The organism is Bosea sp. ANAM02 (assembly GCF_011764485.1).
Taxonomy (GTDB): domain Bacteria; phylum Pseudomonadota; class Alphaproteobacteria; order Rhizobiales; family Beijerinckiaceae; genus Allobosea.
In genome coordinates this window covers 3,436,112-3,454,643 of sequence record NZ_AP022848.1, presented here as the reverse complement: position 1 = coordinate 3,454,643, position 18,532 = coordinate 3,436,112, and the positions used below count along the sequence as shown (strand labels likewise).

The following is an 18,532-nucleotide window of genomic DNA, read 5'->3' as shown; positions in this document are numbered from 1 at the left end:
CTCAGATCTCCAGCGCGCGGGCCGCGTCATGGATCGCGGCGCGGATGCGGACATAGGTGGCGCAGCGGCAGATATTGCCGTTCATCGCGAGATCGATGTCGCGGTCGCTGGGCTTCTTGTTTTCCTTCAGCAGCGCGATGGCGCTCATCACCTGGCCGGACTGGCAATAGCCGCATTGCGGCACGTCGCGGGCGATCCAGGCGGCCTGGACGGCGTCGGCCTCCTTCCCGGCGAGGCCCTCGATGGTGGTGATGTCCCGGCCGTCGACGGCCGAAACCGGTGTCACGCAGGAGCGCAGCGGCTGGCCGTCGATGAAGACGGTGCAGGCGCCGCACTGGGCGACGCCACAGCCGAACTTGGTGCCGGTGAGGCCGAGATTGTCGCGGATCGCCCAGAGCAGGGGCGTATCGTCGTCGACATCGACGGTATGTGTCGTCCCGTTGACCTTGAGAGAGACCATGGCTGCCTCCGATGCTGGCATGACGCAGCGCGGCACCATGGTGCGGATCGAGGGCTCGCCCCCGATGGCCCGATCTGACATATCAGATGGCGGGCGATGAATCCGTAGCCCTGGGTCGCGCGACTGGACTAGTTAGACGATTTGAGTCTAATTAGGATGGTCGCGCGCAGTTTGGATTTTGTCAAGACTGCAGAAGCTGCAATGCCGGACGGAAACGAAGGTTCCAACGTTCTCCCTGCGGAGGATGCCAATACCCGCACCGACCAGATCGCCGATGCGGCGCTGCGTCTGTTCGCCCGCTACGGCTACAAGCGCAGCGCGATGGACGACATCGCCAGAGAGGCCGGGCTCGCCAAGGCGACGCTCTACCTGCATTTCAAGGGCAAGGACGATGTCTTCCGCGCGATGCTGGACCTGCTCGGGCGCCGGGTCGAAGCACGTTGCCGTGAGGTCCTGGCAGAGCCGGGTGCTTTTCCGGAGCGTCTCGCGGCACTGCTTCAGGCGCATCACGGCTCGGCCTATGCCAGCTTCGGCACCGGCGAGCATCTCGTCGAGCTGAAGGCGGTGATGAACACGATCGCGACGCGCGAATTGCAGGCCTTCGAGCGGATATTCACCCGGTTTGCCGGAGAGCTTCTTCAACAGGCCGATCGGCAGGGCGAGATCACCTTGTCGCGCCTGTCGACCACCACGCCGGAGGATTGGGTTTCCGGTCTCCTCTTCGCTGCGGCGGGGGCGAAGCTGGGCACGCCGCCGAGCGCCGAGGACTATGCGCGCAGGCTTAGAGGGATCGCATCGGTGTTCGCAGCCGCTTTGGCGCCTTGATCGTATGGCCGCAGGCCCGGTGAGAAAGCGGTTATGCCGGACCGGGCGCGTTGTCGAACTCCCGGAGGAACTTGTCGCTGACTGTCGCGGCGCCGCGAAATCGCGTTATCGCGAAGGGCTCGAGCGGCGTCGGCGTTTCGCCGTCGAGGATCATCTCGCAGAGGCACAGGCCGACGCCGGGGCCGATCTGGAAGCCGTGGCCGCAGAAGCCGAAGGCGTGGAACAGGCCGGCCGTCGTTCCGCTCGGCCCGATCACCGGGATCATATCCGGCAGATAGGCCTCGATGCCGGACCAGACCCGGATGACATGGCATTGCGCCAGCATCGGCGCGACGCGGGCGAGCGCCCGCATCGCTGCCAGCGTCTTGACGGGCGGCACCGGCGCGCGGTTGGCCTGCGGATCGGCTGCCGTGCGCGGATAGCCGGCGAGGATGATGTTGCCGCGCGGGATCTGGCGGAAGATCACCGAGCCGTCGATCGCCTGCACCGAGGGCTCGATCCGATAGGGGAAGGGTTCGGTCACGAATTGCGGCGGCCCGGCCGGGAAGACCGGCGCGGTCTCGCCGAAGCGCTCGGCGATCTCCAAAGCCCAGGCCCCTGCGGAATTGACCAGAGCGCCGCAGCTTATCCGGCTACCATCGGCCAGCGTCAGCGTAAAGCCGTCGCCCTCACGATCCACAGCCGTCACGCGCGTGTTCTCCAGGATGATGGCGCCTTGCCTCGCGGCTGCGCGTGCCACGGCCGGCGTCGCCAGCCTTGGATTGGCCGTGGCGTCGCGCGTGGAGAAGGTGGCGGCGACGGCACGCTCGCCAAGCCAGGGCCAGCGCCGGCGCAGGTCGGCGGGCCCGACCCGCTCGATGGCGAGGCCATGGGATTCCGAGACCTTGGCATAGCCTTCGAGCTTGGCGTGCTCCTCCTCGTCATAGGCGAGGTAGAGATGCCCGGTCTGCTCGAACTCGCAATCCTCACCGATCAGCGCCTCGAAATCCTCCCACAGCGCCTGCGAGCGCAGCGACAGCGGATATTGGCCGGGAAAGCGACCCTGAAGGCGCAGGTTGCCGAAATTGACGCCGCTCGACTGGGCGCCGACGACGCCCTTCTCGATCAGCGTCACGCGCTGGCCGCGCCGTGCCAGGAAAAAGGCGGTCCAGGCCCCGATCAGCCCGCCGCCGACGATCGCGACATCCGTGGTTTGAACGCTCATGCCGGCTCTTCCGCAGCTGAGAGCGCGATCGGCTTGACCGGCGCCTGGCCGCGCAGCCGGCCGGCGGCTTCGCCGGTTTGCCTGGTTCCGGCCGCGACGATCTCCTGCAGGGCCGGCCCGCAGACACGGCCCTGGCAGCGCCCCATACCGCAGCGGGTCATCGCCTTGACGCGGTTGACCTCGACCGGGCCGAGCGCCTTCGCCATTGCGCCACGGACCTCGCCGACGGTCACGTTCTCGCAGCGGCAGAGCGTGACCCCATCGGGCAGCGCCGCGATCTGCTCCTTCGGCCATGCGAAGGCCCGTGCCAGCCCGCACTGGAAGTCGCGCAGCCGCGCGACCCGCCGCGCCAGCGGCCTGATCGCGGCGATGTCCTGCCCTCGGCCGAGATCGGAGAGGATGGCATGGGCTGCGAGCGCCCCGCTGGCTTCGGCCGCGTCGGCGCCGCCGATCCTTGCCCCGTCGCCGGCGAGGTAGAGCCCTGGCCGCGCGCGGCCAAAGCCATCGATCCGTGGCAGGAACAACCGGAAATCCCTGTCATAGGCGAATTCCGCCCCGGCGAGATCGGCGAGCTGCGTCTCGGGCTTGAGGCCGTAGCCCAGCGCCACCGCGTCGCAGGCGAAGCGCCGCTCGCGTCCGCTGCCGTCGCGCAGGACGAGAGCCTCCACGCGACCGTCTCCCTCGACGGTGACCGGCGTCACGCCATGTAGCATCGGGATGCCCGCGCGCAAGGCTGCTGCCATGTACCAGAGACCGCGCAGCATGGTGCGCGGGGCGCCGAGCAGGGCGGGCACCGCCGCGCGCTTGGCGGAGAAGGGCGTCGTATCGGCGATCACGGCGATCTCGGCGCCCATCGCGCGGTACTGCTTCGCCGCCAGCGCCAGCAGGGGCGAGGAGCCGAGGAAGGCGACGCGGCTGCCGATCAGGCAGCCCTGGTCCTTGAGCGCGACCTGTGCCCCGCCCAGCGTGAAGACGCCGGGCGTCGTCCAGCCGGGCAGGGGCGCGATCCGGTCCATCGCGCCGCTGGCGATCAATAGCCTGTCGCAATCGAGCGTCTCGGCGCGGCCATCGCGCAGCAGGTGCAGGCGTTGGCCGTCGATGGCCCAGACCAGCGTCTGCGGCCGGTAGTCGATCCGGTCGCGCAAGGCGGCGAAGCGCGCGTGCAGGGCTGCATATCGCCCGGCCTCAGAGCCCATCAGCTTGCGCATGTCGAGGGCGAGATCGTCGGCCGGGCGGCGATAGCCCTGTCCACCGGCGCGGGCGCCTTCATCGATCAGGATGGGCTTCAGCCCGTTCGCGACGAGCAATTCGGCAGCGCTGATCCCGGCTGGCCCGGCGCCGATGATGACGATGTCAGCCACGGGCAGGCGCCATGCCCTGCGGTTCGGCGAAGAGCTCCATGCCCTCGCTGACCGGCGTGGTGCAGGCCCTGATCCGGCCTCCATCCGCGCTCCAGACCCAGCAATCCTGGCAGGCGCCCATCAGGCAGAAACCGGCGCGCGGCTCTCCCCCGAATTCATGCCGCCGTGCGAAGGCGCCATTCTCCAGCAGGGCGGCAAGGACGCTGTCGCCCGCGGTCGCGTGGATCGGCGCGCCTGCGAAGCTGAGGGTGACCGGCGGGCCGGTGCGGCGAGCCACACGGCGGAACTGCACCTGCGAGCGTTCCATTCTGTCCCGGTATTATCTCAATGCGATAGAAGTATGTGGATTTTGATAAGTCGAACTATCGCCTGTCAAGGGCTATCGGCCCGTTTTTTCAGACGCGCGAAATGGCGTGGGCGGCGGCGATCACCAGCGACGAAAAGCGCGAGACGACCTCCTCATGGCTGTAGCGCGAGGTCGAGGTCGCGATATTGACAGCGCCCTCGGGCCGGCCGTGATGATCGACGACCACGGCGGCGATCGAGGCGTCGCCGATATAGACCTCCTCGAAGGCGGTGGCGTAGCCCTGGGCAGCCGACTGGCGCAGCTTCTCGCGCAACGCCTCGCGCTGCCAGGTCGTCGACGGCGTGTAGGCGCGGCGGTCGGAGGCGTCGATGATCGCCATCGCCTCGTCCTCCGGTAGGCGCGACAGCATCGCGATGCCCGGTGCGGTGGCATAGGCCGGCATGCGCGTGCCGATGATGACGTCGGTATTGAGGACGTGCCGGCTGAGGAAGCGCGAGACGAAGATGATCTCTGTCTCCTCGCGCACGGTGAGGTTCACCGTTTCCTCGGTCTGCTTGCTGAGATGCATGAGATAGGGCATCGCCCGGTCGAGCAGCCGGCTGCTGCGGACGAAATGATAGCCGAGATCGAGCGTCTTCGCCGTCAGCTCGAAACGCTTGGTCTGCGCGTCCTTGCGGAGATAGCCGAGCTTGGCGAGCGTATGGGTGAAGCGCTGGGCGGCGCTGACATCCATGCCCGTTTCCGAGGCGACCTGGGACAGGTTCAGCGTCTGGTGCTGGCGGCCGAAGGCCGAGAGCACCCGGAACGCCTTCTCCACCGAATTGACCATCAAGGCGTCGTCTTTGCGGGCGGCAGGCTCGGCCGGCGCCGCCGCGCGTTTGCGGCTGGTCTGTCTCTCTTCGGGCATCGTCATCGGGCCTGCTCTCCTTGGCGCGATCAATGGCTGCGAGGAACGGCCTTGACAAGGTGAGCCGCCTCCGTAATATTTTCAATAGAAATTATTGCATTGTGATAAATACCCATCGGAGGGCGCTATGAAGGACTCTGTTCTGGCTGAGGTGCGTGGCGCGGTCGGCATCATCACCCTCAACCGCCCCGAGATTCTCAACGCGTGGAACGCGCCGATGCGCGAGCGGCTGGTCGCCTGCTTCGACGAGATGGAAGCGAACGAGGCCGTCCGCGCCATCATCCTGACGGGGGCGGGCGAGCGCGCCTTCGGTGCCGGCCAGGACCTCAACGAGACCAAGACCTTCGATCCGGACCGCGCCGAACTGTGGATGGGCGAATGGGAGCGGCTCTATGACCGCATGCGCTCGCTCTCCAAGCCGTTGATCGCGGCGCTGAACGGCGTCGCGGCGGGCTCGGCCTTCCAGGTCGCGCTGCTCTGCGATCTGCGCGTCGGCCATGCCGGCGTCACCATGGGCCAGCCCGAGATCAATTCCGGCATCGCCTCGGTGACCGGCCCCTGGATCATGAAGGAGATGATCGGGATCGCCCGCACCATCGATCTGACCCTGACCGGCCGGATGATGGATGCCGACGAGTGCTTCCGCATCGGCCTGATCAATCGGATCGTGCCGAAGGAGCAGGTGATGCAGGCCTCGCTCGCGCTGGCCGAGGAGCTCGCCGGCAAGCCGCCGGTCGCCATGCGCCTCAACAAGGCCCGCTTCCGCGAGATCACCGAGGAGAGCTTCCGCGAGTGCCTCGCCGCCGGCATCCGCAACCAGCGCGCCGCCTACGCCACCGGCGAGCCGGCGCGGATGATGGAGGCCTTCCTCGCCAAGCGCGCGGCGCGAAAGACGGCCTGACCAAAGCATCCGACCACCCACGGGGAAACGCGGAAAACCGCTTGAAAGGGGAGAAGACGATGACGAGCCTGACCACGAAGCCGACCCGGCGCACCCTGCTGCAACTCGCGGGCGGTGTCGCTGCCGGCGCGGTTGCCGCGCCTTATCTGACGGGCACGGCGCGCGCCGCCTCCCAGATCACGGTCGCCGATCCCGGCGGCCCGTTCGGCCCGGCTTTCCGCAAGGCCTTCTACGATCCCTTCGAGAAGGCGACCGGCAACAAGGTCGTCAACGTCGCCCGCGAGGCCGAGCCCACCGCCCAGTTCAAGGCGATGGTCGAGACCAAGTCCTATACCTGGGACGTCTGCACGCTGACGCTCTCGGCCCGCGACATCCTGAAAGGTCAGGGCCTGCTCGACCCGATCGGCTTTGCGCATGCCGACGTGCCGAAGCTGATGCCGCAGGCGATCTCGCCCGAATTCATGGGCACGGACGTCTACTCGACCGTCTTCGCCTATCGCACCGACAAGGTGAAGAACGCGCCGGCGAGCTGGGCCGATTTCTTCAACGTGGAGAAGTTCCCCGGCCGCCGCGCGCTGCGCAAGAACCCGATCGACACAATCGAGCAGGCGCTGCTCGCCGACGGCGTGCCGCTCGAAAAGCTCTATCCGCTGGATATCGACCGGGCCTTCAAGGTACTCGACAAGATCAAGCCGCATGTCGCGGTCTGGTGGACCGGCGGGGCCCAGTCGACCCAGCTTCTGCAGAGCGGCGAGGTCGACATGCTGCCGGGCTGGAACGCCCGCCTGCAGGCGGCGATCGACGGCGGCACGCCGGCGAAGATCGTCTGGAACCAGGGGCTCTACTCGATCGAGGGCTGGGGCCTGCCCAAGGGTGGACCGAAGGCGGACGTCGCCCGGCAGTTCGTGCGCTTCTGCTCGGATCCGAAGGCACAGGCCGTCTTCACCGAGGCGTTGGCCTATGGCCCGACCAACCTCGACGCCTATCAGACGATCTCCCCCGAGCGCGCCAAGGTGCTGCCGACCTCGCCGGAGAACCTGAAGCAGATGGCGATCGCCAACGAGGACTGGTGGAGCGCCAACCGCGCCAAGGTCACCGAGCGCTTCAACGCCTGGCTTCTGACCTGATCGCGATGGGGAAGGGTGCCGGAATGACCGCGACCGAGCCGAAATCGGCCAAGCTCGTCATCGAAGGCAAGCTTGTCATCGAAGGACTGTGTAAGCGCTATGGCGCGACCACGGCGCTCGAACCGAGCTCGCTTGGCGTCGCCGAGGGCGAGTTCCTCACCTTGCTGGGGCCTTCGGGCTCCGGCAAGACGACGCTGCTCCAGCTCATCTGCGGTCTGGTCGAGGCCAGCGAGGGCCGGGTGGTGATCGACGGTCGCGACCAGTCGAACATGCCCGTCCACCAGCGCGATATCGGTCTCGTCTTCCAGCACTATGCGCTCTTCCCGCACCTGACGGTGGCGGAGAACATCGCCTTTCCGCTCAAGATGCGCGGGCGCCCCTCGGCCGAGATCGCCGGCCGGGTCGCGTCCACGCTCGATATGGTCCATCTCGGCCATCTCGCCGGGCGCTTCCCGCGCGAACTCTCCGGCGGCCAGCAGCAGCGCGTCGCCCTGGCGCGCTGCTTCGTCTACCAGCCCTCGATCATCCTGATGGACGAGCCGCTCGGCGCCCTCGACAAGAAGCTGCGCGAGCACATGCAGATCGAGATCAAGCGCTTGCATCGCGAGAGCGGCGCGACCATCGTCTATGTGACCCACGATCAGGAAGAGGCGCTCGCGATGTCCGACCGCATCTGCCTGATGAACCACGCCAGGATCGAGCAGCTCGGCACGCCGCGCGAGATCTATGAGCGCCCGCGCACCGCTTTCGCCGCCGATTTCATCGGCATCTCCAACATCTTCCGCGGCAAATGGGACGGCAACGGCGCGCTCGACACGCCACATGGCCGCTTCGCCCTGCCGAGCGGCGCCAACTGCCGGAGCAACGACGCCGCCCTCGTCATCCGGCCGGAGAACCTTCATCTCGGCGAGCGCGACGGCAATGCCGTCAGCGGCCGGGTCAGCGAGATCGTCTATGCCGGCTCGGAGACGCGCGTCATCGCCGCGCTCGGCGATGGCAGTCCGCTCGTGCTGCGGCTGGGGCCGGACGATCCCGTGCCCGCCATCGACCAGGCCATCGTCGCCGGCTGGGCCCGCGACAAGGCGGTGCTGGTCGCATGAGCGCGGTCGCGGCAGGCACGGCTCCGGCGCGTAGGAGCAGGCTCAGGTTCGGTCCGCTCTGGCTGGCTGTGCCTGGCCTGGCGTTCCTCGCAGTCTTCTTCGCCTGGCCGGTGGCGCAACTGCTCGGCCTCAGCCTCGTCGATCCCCAGACCGGCGGATTCTCGGGCGGCGCCTATCAGCGCATCGCCGCGACCGACGTCTATCTGCGCGTGCTCGGCATCACCTTCCGCATCGCCGGCTGGACGGCCTTCTGGTCGCTGCTGATCGGCTACCCGCTGGCCTATTGGCTGGCGCGCCTGCCCGACATGTTCCGCGGGCGCATGCTGCTCTTCGTCATGGTGCCGTTCTGGACGAGCTATCTCGTCAAGACCTTCGCCTGGATGATCGTGCTCGGCCGCAGCGGCATCATCAATTCGCTCGTGACCGGCTCCGGCCTCGTCGACCAGCCCCTGCCGCTGCTGCACAACATGTTCGGCGTGATGGTCGGCATGGTCCATGCCATGGTGCCGCTCGCGGTGATGACCATGCTGCCGGTGATGACCGGCATCGACCGCCGCCTCGTGCAGGCCGCGCAGACATTGGGCGCCGCCCCGGCGCGGGCTTTCTGGCTGGTCTATTTCAAGCTCTCCCTGCCGGGCGTCGCGGCGGCGGGCCTGCTGGTCTTCATCTCCTCGCTCGGCTTCTTCATCGTTCCGGCCTTCCTCGGCGGACGGCAGGAGACGATGCTCGCCCAGCTCATCATCACCCAGGTGCAGGAGCTGCTGAACTGGTCCTTCGCCGGGGCGCTCGCGGCGATGATGCTGGCCGCGGCGCTGGTCTCCTGCTGGATCTACGACCGACTCTTCGGCATCTCGACCATCGCCGGCGGTTCGGCGCAGGTCGGGGGCGGACGCATCCGCGATCTCGGCCTCGCCATTCTCGGCATTGTCGGCGATATCGCCGGCCGCGCAGCGGCCGTTGCACAGCGCTTGCTGGGCAAGCGCGTCTGCGCTGCGCTGCTGCCGGGCTTCTGCTGGCTCGCCATCGGCTTTCTGGTGCTGCCGACGCTTCTGGTGATCCCGCTCGCCTTCACCTCCTCGCAGTTCCTCGAATTCCCGCCGCCGGGCTACGGGCTCGGCTGGTTCCGCACCTATTTCGAATCGCCGCTCTGGCTGCAGGCGACCCTGCGCTCCTTTACGGTCGCTTTCGCCACGGCACTGGCCGCGACCGCGATCGGCGGCTTCGCGGCGCTGGCGCTGGCCCATAGTCGCACGCGCTGGGGCGGGCTGATCTTCGCCTTCTTCCTCGCGCCGATGATCGTGCCGCGCATCGTCATTGCCGTCGGGCTGTTCTATCTCTTCGCACGGATCGGGTTGGTAGCCACCGATCTCGGCCTGATCATCGGCCACACGGTGCTGGCGATTCCGTTCACGCTCGTTACCATCGCGGCCGTGCTCAAGACCTACGACCAGCGGCTCGACCAGGCGGCGGCGACGCTCGGCGCCAACCGCGTCCGCACGCTCACCGGCGTGACGATCCCGCTGGTGAAAGGCGGCCTCGTCGCGGCCTTCCTCTTCGCCTTCATCACCTCCTTCGACGAACTGACCATCGCGATCTTCGTCTCGGGCGGCGTCAAGACGACCCTGCCGAAGCAGATGTGGGACGACATGATCCTGCAGCTCAACCCGACGCTGGCCGCGGTCTCGGTCGTCGTCTTCGTCGTGGTCACCGTGATGCTGCTGCTGGCCGAACGCTTCCGCTCCTCCTCTTCTTCCTGATACCGACGACCGAAGCGCAACCATGACCTCCCCAGACAAAGACGGCTTCGTAGGCCTTCTGACCGCGCGCGCCGCTGCCGAGCCGGACCGCGTCTATGCCCGCTTCGCCGGCGAGCCGCTGAGCTATGGCGAGCTTGAGCGGCGCTCGGCCGCCTTCGCCGGGCATCTGCGGGCGCGCGGCATCGTCGCGGGCGATCGCGTCGCGGTGATGATGCGCAATTCGATCGCCACCATCGCCGTGGTCTTCGGCCTCGCACGGGCCGGCGTCGCCTGGGTACCGGTCAATGCACAGCAGCGCGGCGAGGGGCTCAACTATCTCCTGAGCCATTCCAGCCCGCGCCTCGTCGTCACCGATGCCGAGCTCGCGCCCCAGATCGCCGAGGCGATGGGGCCGGATTCGACCCTGCCGGTGCTGCTGCATGCGCCGGGCGGCGATCTCGATGCCGTGCTCGCCGGAACCGTCAGCTTCGACGAGCCGGCGCCTTCCGCGGATGCCGTCTTCGCGATCATGTACACCTCCGGCACGACCGGGCGGCCTAAGGGCGTCATCGTCTCGCACCGCATGCTCAGGCTGGCGGCCGAGAGCGTGCTCTATCTGTCGGATGCCAAGCCTGGCGAGGTCTTCTTCGTCTGGGAGCCGCTCTATCATATCGGCGGCGCCCAGCTCCTGCCGCTGCCGATGATCCGCGACGTCACGCTCGCCATGGTCGAGCGCTTCAGCGCCAGCCGCTTCTGGGCGCAGGTCCGCGAGGAGGGAGCGACCCATATCCATTATCTCGGCGGCATCCTGCAGATCCTGCTGAAGCAGCCGCCCACCACACTCGATCGCGAGCATGGCGTGCGCATCGCCTGGGGCGGCGGTTGCCCGGCCGATATCTGGCCGCAGTTCCGCGACCGCTTCGGCGTCGAGATCCGCGAATGCTACGGCATGACCGAGGCCTCCAGCCTGACCACCAGCAACACCAGCGGCGTGGTCGGCTCGGTCGGGCGGCCGATGCCCTGGTTCACCGTCAGGCTGCTCGACGGCGAGGGCAAGCCGGTCGCGGCCGGCGAGCGCGGCGAGATCGTGGTCGAGACCAGCATCCGGGGCGCGATCTTCCCCGGCTATCTCGACAATCCCGAGGCGACCGCGAAGGCCCTGCGCAACGGCGCCCTCCATACCGGCGATCTCGGCTCCTTCGATACCGACGGCAACCTCTACTTCCACGGCCGCATGACCGACAGCGTGCGCTGCCGCGGCGAGAACGTCTCGGCCTGGGAGGTCGAGCATGTCGCGGCCGAGCATGACGCGGTCGAGGATTGCGCGATGATCGGCGTCGCAGCCGATATCGGCGAGCAGGACATCAAGCTCTTCGTCAAGCCGCGTCACGGCGCGATCATCGACCCGCAGGCCCTGTCCGGCTGGCTCGGCCAGCGCCTCGCGCCCTACCAGAACCCGCGCTACATCGCCCTCGTCGACGAGTTCGAGCGCACGGCGAGCCAGCGCATCATGAAGCACAAGCTCTCGCCCCGGCTCGACGATTGCTGGGACAGGGCCGCGATGGGACGCTGAGATGACCGGCTGCGATATCCTGATCTCCGGCACCGGCGGCTTCGCTGCGCGCATCGCATTCGACATCGCTGCGACCGCCCGCGAGCCGGTCGAGGTGATCATCGCCGGGCGCAATCTCGAACGGCTGAACTGGCTGCGCACCGCTGCGAATGCCCGCGCCGCGCTCTTCGGAACCAACGCGCGCTTCACCACCCACGCGATCGATCTGCTCGCGCCGGATGCGTCCGACACGCTTCTCGCCGCGACGTCCCCGCGCATCGTCGTGCAGGCGGCCTCGATCCAGACCTCGCAGGTCATCGCCCAGAGCGGCAATGCCTGGACGCGTCTCGTCGCCGAGGGCGGCCTGAGCGCGACCGCCGTCTTCCAGGCGTTGATCAGCGCCCGCGTCGCGGCGGCGATCACGCGCGCCGGCCAGCCGGTGACGCTGGTCAATTGCAGCTTCCCCGACGTGGTCAACGGCATGATCCGCGCGATGGGCCATGACGTCGTCTGCGGCATGGGCAATGTCGCGATCCTGTCCAACGTCTTCGCCGGCTCGGCCGCGACGCCAGCCGGCGCCGAGGTCAAGGTTCTCGCGCATTACCAGAACCTCGCCGCCTGGCGCCGGCGGCCCGAGGAGCGCAGCGGGCGCGCCCCGCGCGTCTGGCTCGACGGCGAGGAGGTGGTCGATGTCTACGACCGCTTCGCCGATATCCAGCTCACGCCGGAGCCGGTAATCGAGATTTCCGGGGCGAGCGGCGTCCCGATGCTGCTGGCGATGGCAGGCGGCCGGAGCTGGCGGGGTCATGTGCCCGGACCGAACGGGCTGCCAGGCGGCTACCCCGTTCGGCTCGTCGCTGACCGTCTTCAGGTGGATCTGCCGGAGGGCGTGAGCGAATCCGAGGCGATCGCCTGGAACAGGTCCTACGAGGAGGAGAACGGCCTCGTCGTCCTGTCCGGAGGCAAGGTCGTCTTCAACGGAACCCTTGGCGAGAGGCTGGCCGAACATCTGCCGGCGCTTCGCGACGGCTTCGCCGTCGACGATCTGGAAACGGTCTGCGAGGATCTTCTCCGGCTTCGCTCGCTGTTGATGGCGGCCTAGTCATCGCGCGTCCGACGGGACGCGATAATGATGATCTGTCGCTTGAGCGAGGATCGCCCGCCGCGCTAGCATGTGCCCTTGGCCGTGGACATCCGCTGCATGCCGCTCAGCACCGCCTTCAGCGAGGCCATGACGATGTTCGGGTCGATGCCGACGCCATGGACGATCCGCCCATCCGCATCCTCGAGCTTGACATAGCAGGCGGCGGTCGCGTTGGCGCCGCGCCCGACGGCATGCTCGTGATAGTCCAGCAGCGAGAAGGCGACGCCGTAGGTTCTCTGTAGCGCGTCGACGAAAGCGTCGATCGGGCCGTTGCCGACGCCTTCGATGCTGCGCATCGAGCCGTCCCGCTGCCTGAGCTCCGCGATCAGCGTCCGCGTGTCCTGGCCGGTCGGGAAGGTCTTGTGGGAGATCAGCTCAAGCGGCGCATCGCTCAGCAGATAGGTCTTGCCGAACAGGGTCCAGAGGGCGGAGGCGGTCAGCTCCTTGCCGTCGGCATCCATCTGCTCCTGCGCGATCTTCGAGAACTCGACCTGGAGCGGGCGCGGCAGGTCGAGGCCGTGATCGGCCTGCAGGACATAGGCGATGCCGCCCTTGCCCGATTGCGAGTTGATCCGGATGACGGCCTCGTAGTCGCGCCCGACATCCTTGGGATCGATCGGCAGATAGGGCACCTGGAAGAGCGGATCGTTGCGCTTCTGCTGGGCGTCGAAGCCTTTCTTGATCGCGTCCTGATGCGAGCCGGAAAAGGCGGTGTAGACGAGCTCGCCGACATAGGGGTGGCGCTCATGCACCGGCAATTGCGTGCAGTATTCGGCGACGCTGCGGATCTCGTTGACGTCGCGCAGGTCGAGCGCGGGATCGACGCCCTGGGTGAACAGGTTCAGCGCCATCGTGACGATATCGACATTGCCGGTCCGCTCGCCATTGCCGAACAGCGTGCCCTCGACGCGGTCGGCGCCTGCCATCAGAGCGAGTTCGGCGGCGGCGACCGCCGTGCCGCGGTCGTTATGCGGATGGATCGAGAGCAGAACGCTGTCCCGGTCGGAGATATGGCGCCCGAACCATTCGAACTGGTCGGCATGGACGTTGGGCGTCGCCATCTCGACGGTGGCCGGCAGGTTGAGGATCAACTTCTTCCGCGGCGTCGGCTTGATCACCGTCTTGACCGCCTCGCATATCTCCAGCGCGTATTCGAGCTCGGTGCCGGTGAAGCTCTCCGGCGAGTATTCGAAGGTGAAATTGGTTTCGGGCGCCTGCTCGGCCAGCGCCTTGATCTGGGTGGCTGCTTCCACGGCGATCTTGGTGATGCCCTTTCGGTCGGAGCGGAAGACGACCTCGCGCTGCAAGGTCGAGGTCGAGTTGTAGAAGTGCAGGATGACGTTCTTCGCGCCTTTCACGGCTTCGAAGGTGCGCTCGATCAGCTCGGGCCGGCACTGGGTCAGGACCTGGATCGCCACATCGTCGGGGATGGCGCCCTCGTCGATGATCGCGCGCACGAAATCGAAATCGGTCTGCGACGCGGCGGGGAAGGCGACCTCGATCTCCTTGAAGCCCATCCTCACCAGCAGGTTGAACATCCGGTTCTTCCGCTCGACGCCCATCGGTTCTATCAGGGCCTGATTGCCGTCGCGCAGGTCGACCGAGCACCAGATCGGCGCCTTGGTGAGGACCTGCGAGGGCCATGTGCGATCCGGCAGGTTGACCGGGGCATAGGCGCGATATTTGGAAGTCGGCATCGTGGACATACGTGGACCCTTGGGCGGACGCGTTCGGCCGTTCGGCAGGCGAGCGCATTCAGAATGCGACAGCCTGCTATGGATTCCAAGGCACGCCGCTGTCCAGCAGTCGATGCATGCGTGCCGCGCGGCGTGGCGCAGACGTTGAGGGACAGACGCGGCGGCGAGAGCGCGGGCCGGCACCCGACGATCGGTGGAGACAGGGTCGTCGCGCGCCGCCCTTCAGGGTGCTGCGCCCATCGAGCCGCGCAATCTGTGGATTGACGTCTTCGCCTTCCGCACGGGGAGAAAACGCTAATTCAGCGGAGACCAGGGCCACGCAAGTGATGATCGCCGAGCCGCGAGCCTCCCGGACCAGGGACATACACCCCATACGCCCCGCGGTTGTCATCGATGAAGGCGATCATGACCGGTGTCGGCGGTCGAGCTCCTCTCACCCGACAGGCGAATGCATGCATTCGCCGAAAGGGCCTGGGCAAAATACGCCGATGCCTTGCGCAGAATCTCGTTCGCCTGCCGAAGCTCGCGGTTCTCGCGTTCGAGAGCCTTCAGCTTGGCCGCCATCTCCGCCGTCAGCCCGGGCTTGCGACCGCTGTCGATCTCGCCCTTCTTCACCCACTCGCTCAGCGTCTGCGCCGTGCAGCCGATCTTGCCCGAAATCGACGTGATCGCTGCCCAGCGCGACGGATGCTCGGCTTCGTGATCCAGCACCATCCGCACCGCGCGGGCACGCACCTCAGGCGAGAACGTGTTCGTCGTCTTGCTCGTCATAGCCCCATCCTCTCAGGAGTTGGGGCCTCCGACAAACCCGGGGCGGTTCAATGCCGTTCGATCATCGGGCGGTGTTGGCCACCTGTTTCTGAAGAAGCTGGTCTTCTGGCTCAGCGAAAATCGCGCTGGCGCCAAACCTCGTATTTCGCGGCGCTTCGGATTCGTCTATGCTGCAGGGCGGCTCGCGATCAAGTTCGGACTGCATCCTTGGACGCGGATCGAGTTGCGCAACGCCCTTGCGGAATCGCTGCAAGGGCATGTTCGCCTCACCGAGACTTTCGCGCCCGGAGGGGAGCAGGCCTCGGAAGTCGAACGTGAGAAAATCCTTGCCCATCTCCGAGACTGGTATGTCAGAACCCGCCCGACGATGCGGGATTTGACGAAGCACCCGATCACACCGGCCGCTCCCGATAAGAGGGAAGAGCCGGCCTACCTCTATCGGCATGAGCTTCATGGCTAGGAGATTTTGCTTAAGCGAGGAGCTTTCGAAAAGATGCTGGCGCCGGTCTGCGATCCGGGAATGGCGAAGCAGGTTATGTCCGATGACGGCATTCTCGACCGCGATAGCGAAAGGCCGTCCGTCAAGCGCACCGTAGGCCGCGATCAGATCGGCGCGGCTTTGAGGATGCAGGTCATTGCGCTCTCGCATCGCGCGCTCGATCCCAGCTCCGAAGGGATCCCAGCTCCGAAGGGGCGGATTGAAATCAGGTATGTTGAACGCCGCCAGCGCCTAACCAAAATGACGACCGGGAGTGAGGCTTTAGCGGCCTCACTCTCGGTCCGGGTAGGCGAATATCGCAACAGGCAAAGCTGGCCCAAAGCCGACATCTGGAACGACCGGTATCGGCTGATCGATAGTGGTGACATCAAGGTGCCGGCTAGAGCATTTTCGAGAAGTGGACACCATTTCGCGCGAAGAAAATGCGGCAAAGCAAGGATTTGCCCTAGGAGCCGTGGCCTCTTAAGGGTTTCCGGGTTTGAGCGATGCGTGTTCAAGGCTGTCTTTTGGAGGCAGCCATGGGTGTTCTGGACCGCCTGATCCTTCAAGACGATCAGTGGAATCGGATTTCGCCGCATATAGCGGCATTGGTGATCACAACGCAGAATGGTCGCGGTGATCGAACACAGGCGGCTTGGCAATTGAAACCTGCGTTTCGGCAAGGGCATAGGCTGCCCTCAGACAGTGATGTTCGCTCCATGGCGCGCCGATCAGCTGAACGCCGATCGGTAAGTCCGATGCAAAGACAGGAACGGTAACCACTGGCAGTCCGATGCAAGAAATCGGTTGGGTAAAAACGCCGATGTTCGGCCTCAGCGGCACGGTTTCACCGCGCAGGACCAAGCTCTTCTGGCCGAGCTCGGGCGCTGGGCAAGGGGTCGCTGGTGCGATGATCAGATCGACGGTCTCGAACAGCCGCATCATCTGGTCATGGAACCAGCGCCGCGCCCGCTGCGCCTGCAGATACCAGGCCGTTGGTTGCATCGCGCCGGCGAGAAAGCGGTCGCGCGTCTCCGGGTCGAAATCATTGGCGCGCTGTCTCAGCCGCTCCAGATGGAATGCCGAACTCTCGCCGTTCGTGATCAGGAAGGCCGCTGCGCGGGCGATATCGGCGCCGGCGATATCGATGACGTGCGTTGCGCCGAGACCTCGGGCGACCGAGGCGACGGCAGCCTGCGCCTCCGGCATTCCGTTCACGGAGAAATAGCCTCCGGCGATGGCGATGCGGAGACCCGAGACGCCGGTCTTCAATGAGGGCAGCGTCGGCTCGACGGGCCGCCGCGCACAGGCGGGGTCGTGCGGATCATGGCCCTGCATCAGGTCATAGGCCATCGCGAGATCGATGACGTCGCGCGCGAAGGGGCCAAGATGATCGAGCGAGTCGCAGAAGGAGAAGCTGCGCGTTCTCGGCAGCCGGCGATAGGTCGGCTTCAGCCCGAAGATGCCGCAGAACGAGCTCGGCACGCGGATCGAGCCATTGGTGTCCGAGCCGAGCGAGAGCGTCGCCAGCCCCGCGGCTGTGGCAGCGCCCGAGCCAGACGACGAACCGCCCGCCATGCGGGTGAGATCATGCGGATTGCGGCAGGGGCCGTCATGGGCATTCTCGCCGGTGAAGTCATAGGCGTATTCGCCCATGTTGAGGCCGCCGAGCAGGATCGCATCCGCCTGGCTCAGGCGCTCGATCAGAACCGCATCGCAGGTGGCAGGAGCAGCCTCTCGGTTGATCTTCGAGCCGGCGCGGGTCGGCAGCCCTGCGATGTCGAACAGGTTCTTGGCAGCGAACGGCACGCCCGCAAGCGGCCCGAGTTCCTGACCCGCAGCGCGGCGCTTATCGATTCCCGCAGCCTGTTCGAGCGCGCGCGCGGCTGTGATGTCGGTGAATGCATTGATGGCAGGGTTGAGCGCTGCGATGCGTTGAAGGAAGCCTCGGACAACCGCCTCCGCGCTCATCATCCCTTCGCGTATATCGGCGGCGATCCGGTGGGCCGGTGCGAAAGCATCGAAACTCACGCGGCTCCTCCATCGTCATGTCGGCCAGCGTGGAACACGGGCGCCGGCTCGAAGGACGCGTCGTCGAGCGGGGCGCGAAAGACGGTTGCCGACATACGCTGGGCGATCGCGAGGAACTGCAGCACTGCCGGCCGCTGCTCCCCCGTGATCGTCAGGCCCAGAGTTGCCGCCATGGCATCGCAATGGCGGCTGGGGTCGAAGGCGGGTTGGTCATCGCTCATTGATTATCCTCCAGTATCGTGCCGACCGGCGTAGTTGCGGCCGCCCGGGCTAGCGCCGGCAACACTTTTTCCGTCGTCGAAACCCAGCCGAAAATGCCGCCCTGGGCTGCGATCATCCGTAGGCCCACCTCGTGAAACTCCGGAAAATACGAACCGCAGGCATCGCCGATCACGAGGCAGCGATAGCCGCGATCATTAGCCTCGCGCACAGTCGTGTGGACGCAGACTTCGGTGGTGACGCCGCAGACCAGAAGTGTCTCGACGCTGCGATTGCGCAGCAGGAGATCGAGATCAGTTTGATAGAACGCACCCTTGCCTGGCTTGTCGAGCACGGGTTCGGCGGGCAGCGGGGCCAGTGCCGGCACGATATCGTGGCCGGCCTCGCCGCGGATCAGGATGCGACCCATCGGTCCCTTGGCTCCGATGCGCCTTTCGGCAGGCCCGCGCAGCACCTTGGCCGGTGGCGCATCCGATAGATCGGGCCTGTGCCCTTCGCGCGTGTGGATGACGAACATTTCGGCGGCGCGCGCCGCTTCGAGCATCAGCCGGCAGGGCTTGATCGCCTTGGCGAGAAGCGAGACATCATTGCCCAGGGCCGCGCCGAAGCCACCCGGTTCCAAAAAGTCCCGCTGCATGTCGATGACGATCAGCGCCGTACGGGACAGGTCGACGCTCAGCGCGCGTGGTTCTGCAGCCATCTCGATAACTGG

At 66.6% G+C, this 18,532-nt stretch carries 18 protein-coding genes and 1 pseudogene; 9 read left to right on the top strand and 10 right to left on the bottom strand.

Features of this window, described 5'->3' with window-relative positions; translation table 11 throughout:
- Position 1: 1 nt before the first annotated feature.
- The gene (locus OCUBac02_RS16590; protein WP_173047159.1) at positions 2 to 460 is read right to left on the bottom strand and encodes a (2Fe-2S)-binding protein; all 459 of its coding nucleotides are present in this window, start codon (positions 458 to 460) and stop codon (positions 2 to 4) included.
- Between the two features lie 201 nt (positions 461 to 661).
- Between OCUBac02_RS16590 and OCUBac02_RS16585 the strand changes: the two genes are divergently transcribed.
- Complete coding sequence (locus tag OCUBac02_RS16585; RefSeq protein ID WP_173047157.1) at positions 662 to 1,285, top strand: TetR/AcrR family transcriptional regulator; 624 nt, start codon at positions 662 to 664, stop codon at positions 1,283 to 1,285.
- A 31-nt stretch (positions 1,286 to 1,316) separates the two neighbouring features.
- Here the strand turns inward: OCUBac02_RS16585 and OCUBac02_RS16580 are convergent, their stop codons facing one another.
- The 4 genes from OCUBac02_RS16580 to OCUBac02_RS16565 all read right to left on the bottom strand — a co-directional run bounded on the left by OCUBac02_RS16580 (position 1,317) and on the right by OCUBac02_RS16565 (position 5,070).
- Positions 1,317 to 2,489 (bottom strand): NAD(P)/FAD-dependent oxidoreductase, encoded by a 1,173-nt coding sequence (locus OCUBac02_RS16580; RefSeq protein ID WP_173047155.1) that lies wholly within the window; start codon positions 2,487 to 2,489, stop codon positions 1,317 to 1,319.
- Positions 2,486 to 3,850, bottom strand: a complete 1,365-nt coding sequence (locus OCUBac02_RS16575; RefSeq protein WP_197933275.1) for an FAD/NAD(P)-dependent oxidoreductase — start codon at positions 3,848 to 3,850, stop codon at positions 2,486 to 2,488. Before OCUBac02_RS16575 ends, OCUBac02_RS16580 begins: the two co-directional genes overlap by 4 nt.
- Positions 3,843 to 4,157: a (2Fe-2S)-binding protein gene (locus OCUBac02_RS16570; protein WP_173047151.1), complete on the bottom strand. Its 315-nt coding sequence runs from the start codon at positions 4,155 to 4,157 to the stop codon at positions 3,843 to 3,845. Before OCUBac02_RS16570 ends, OCUBac02_RS16575 begins: the two co-directional genes overlap by 8 nt.
- Before the next feature lie 88 nt (positions 4,158 to 4,245).
- Positions 4,246 to 5,070, bottom strand: a complete 825-nt coding sequence (locus tag OCUBac02_RS16565; RefSeq protein WP_244638960.1) for an IclR family transcriptional regulator — start codon at positions 5,068 to 5,070, stop codon at positions 4,246 to 4,248.
- 121 nt (positions 5,071 to 5,191) lie between these two features.
- On the opposite strand from OCUBac02_RS16565, the gene OCUBac02_RS16560 reads away from it, so the two are divergent.
- Genes OCUBac02_RS16560 through OCUBac02_RS16535 form a run of 6 tightly spaced genes read left to right on the top strand, consistent with a single transcriptional unit; the run spans position 5,192 to position 12,582 of the window.
- Positions 5,192 to 5,965: an enoyl-CoA hydratase/isomerase family protein gene (locus tag OCUBac02_RS16560; protein WP_173047149.1), complete on the top strand. Its 774-nt coding sequence runs from the start codon at positions 5,192 to 5,194 to the stop codon at positions 5,963 to 5,965.
- A 59-nt stretch (positions 5,966 to 6,024) separates the two neighbouring features.
- Positions 6,025 to 7,092, top strand: a complete 1,068-nt coding sequence (locus tag OCUBac02_RS16555; protein WP_173047147.1) for an ABC transporter substrate-binding protein — start codon at positions 6,025 to 6,027, stop codon at positions 7,090 to 7,092.
- Positions 7,093 to 7,115: 23 nt separating this feature from the next.
- Entirely contained in the window at positions 7,116 to 8,192 is a 1,077-nt protein-coding gene (locus OCUBac02_RS16550; protein WP_173047145.1) for an ABC transporter ATP-binding protein, read from the top strand.
- Positions 8,189 to 9,949, top strand: coding sequence for an ABC transporter permease subunit (locus tag OCUBac02_RS16545; RefSeq protein ID WP_173047143.1), 1,761 nt, complete (start codon positions 8,189 to 8,191; stop codon positions 9,947 to 9,949). The genes OCUBac02_RS16550 and OCUBac02_RS16545 overlap by 4 nt, the downstream gene beginning before the upstream one ends.
- Before the next feature lie 22 nt (positions 9,950 to 9,971).
- The gene (locus tag OCUBac02_RS16540) at positions 9,972 to 11,501 is read left to right on the top strand and encodes a class I adenylate-forming enzyme family protein (protein WP_173047141.1); all 1,530 of its coding nucleotides are present in this window, start codon (positions 9,972 to 9,974) and stop codon (positions 11,499 to 11,501) included.
- Position 11,502: 1 nt separating this feature from the next.
- Complete coding sequence (locus OCUBac02_RS16535) at positions 11,503 to 12,582, top strand: hypothetical protein (protein WP_173047139.1); 1,080 nt, start codon at positions 11,503 to 11,505, stop codon at positions 12,580 to 12,582.
- A 65-nt stretch (positions 12,583 to 12,647) separates the two neighbouring features.
- On the opposite strand, the gene leuA is transcribed toward OCUBac02_RS16535, so the two are convergent.
- Together leuA and OCUBac02_RS16525 are read right to left on the bottom strand one after the other, a co-directional pair.
- On the bottom strand, positions 12,648 to 14,330 hold the full coding sequence (gene leuA, locus OCUBac02_RS16530; RefSeq protein WP_465247728.1) for a 2-isopropylmalate synthase: 1,683 nt from the start codon (positions 14,328 to 14,330) through the stop codon (positions 12,648 to 12,650).
- A gap of 356 nt (positions 14,331 to 14,686) precedes the next feature.
- Positions 14,687 to 15,092 (bottom strand): annotated as a pseudogene (locus OCUBac02_RS16525) (transposase); the annotation flags it as partial.
- Between OCUBac02_RS16525 and OCUBac02_RS16520 the strand changes: the two are divergent.
- Together OCUBac02_RS16520 and OCUBac02_RS16515 are read left to right on the top strand one after the other, a co-directional pair.
- Positions 15,070 to 15,552, top strand: coding sequence for a hypothetical protein (locus OCUBac02_RS16520; protein ID WP_173047135.1), 483 nt, complete (start codon positions 15,070 to 15,072; stop codon positions 15,550 to 15,552). The pseudogene OCUBac02_RS16525 and the gene OCUBac02_RS16520 sit on opposite strands and share 23 nt — an antisense overlap.
- A 33-nt stretch (positions 15,553 to 15,585) precedes the next feature.
- Entirely contained in the window at positions 15,586 to 16,131 is a 546-nt protein-coding gene (locus tag OCUBac02_RS16515; RefSeq protein ID WP_173047133.1) for a hypothetical protein, read from the top strand.
- A 54-nt stretch (positions 16,132 to 16,185) separates the two neighbouring features.
- Here OCUBac02_RS16515 and OCUBac02_RS16510 read toward each other — a convergent pair whose 3' ends face one another.
- Genes OCUBac02_RS16510 through OCUBac02_RS16500 form a run of 3 tightly spaced genes read right to left on the bottom strand, consistent with a single transcriptional unit; the run spans position 16,186 to position 18,520 of the window.
- Positions 16,186 to 17,601 (bottom strand): AtzE family amidohydrolase, encoded by a 1,416-nt coding sequence (locus OCUBac02_RS16510; RefSeq protein ID WP_280528822.1) that lies wholly within the window; start codon positions 17,599 to 17,601, stop codon positions 16,186 to 16,188.
- Entirely contained in the window at positions 17,598 to 17,822 is a 225-nt protein-coding gene (locus OCUBac02_RS16505; protein ID WP_173047131.1) for a DUF4089 domain-containing protein, read from the bottom strand. The genes OCUBac02_RS16510 and OCUBac02_RS16505 overlap by 4 nt, the downstream gene beginning before the upstream one ends.
- Positions 17,819 to 18,520 (bottom strand): cysteine hydrolase family protein, encoded by a 702-nt coding sequence (locus tag OCUBac02_RS16500; RefSeq protein WP_173049626.1) that lies wholly within the window; start codon positions 18,518 to 18,520, stop codon positions 17,819 to 17,821. Before OCUBac02_RS16500 ends, OCUBac02_RS16505 begins: the two co-directional genes overlap by 4 nt.
- Positions 18,521 to 18,532 lie beyond the last annotated feature (12 nt).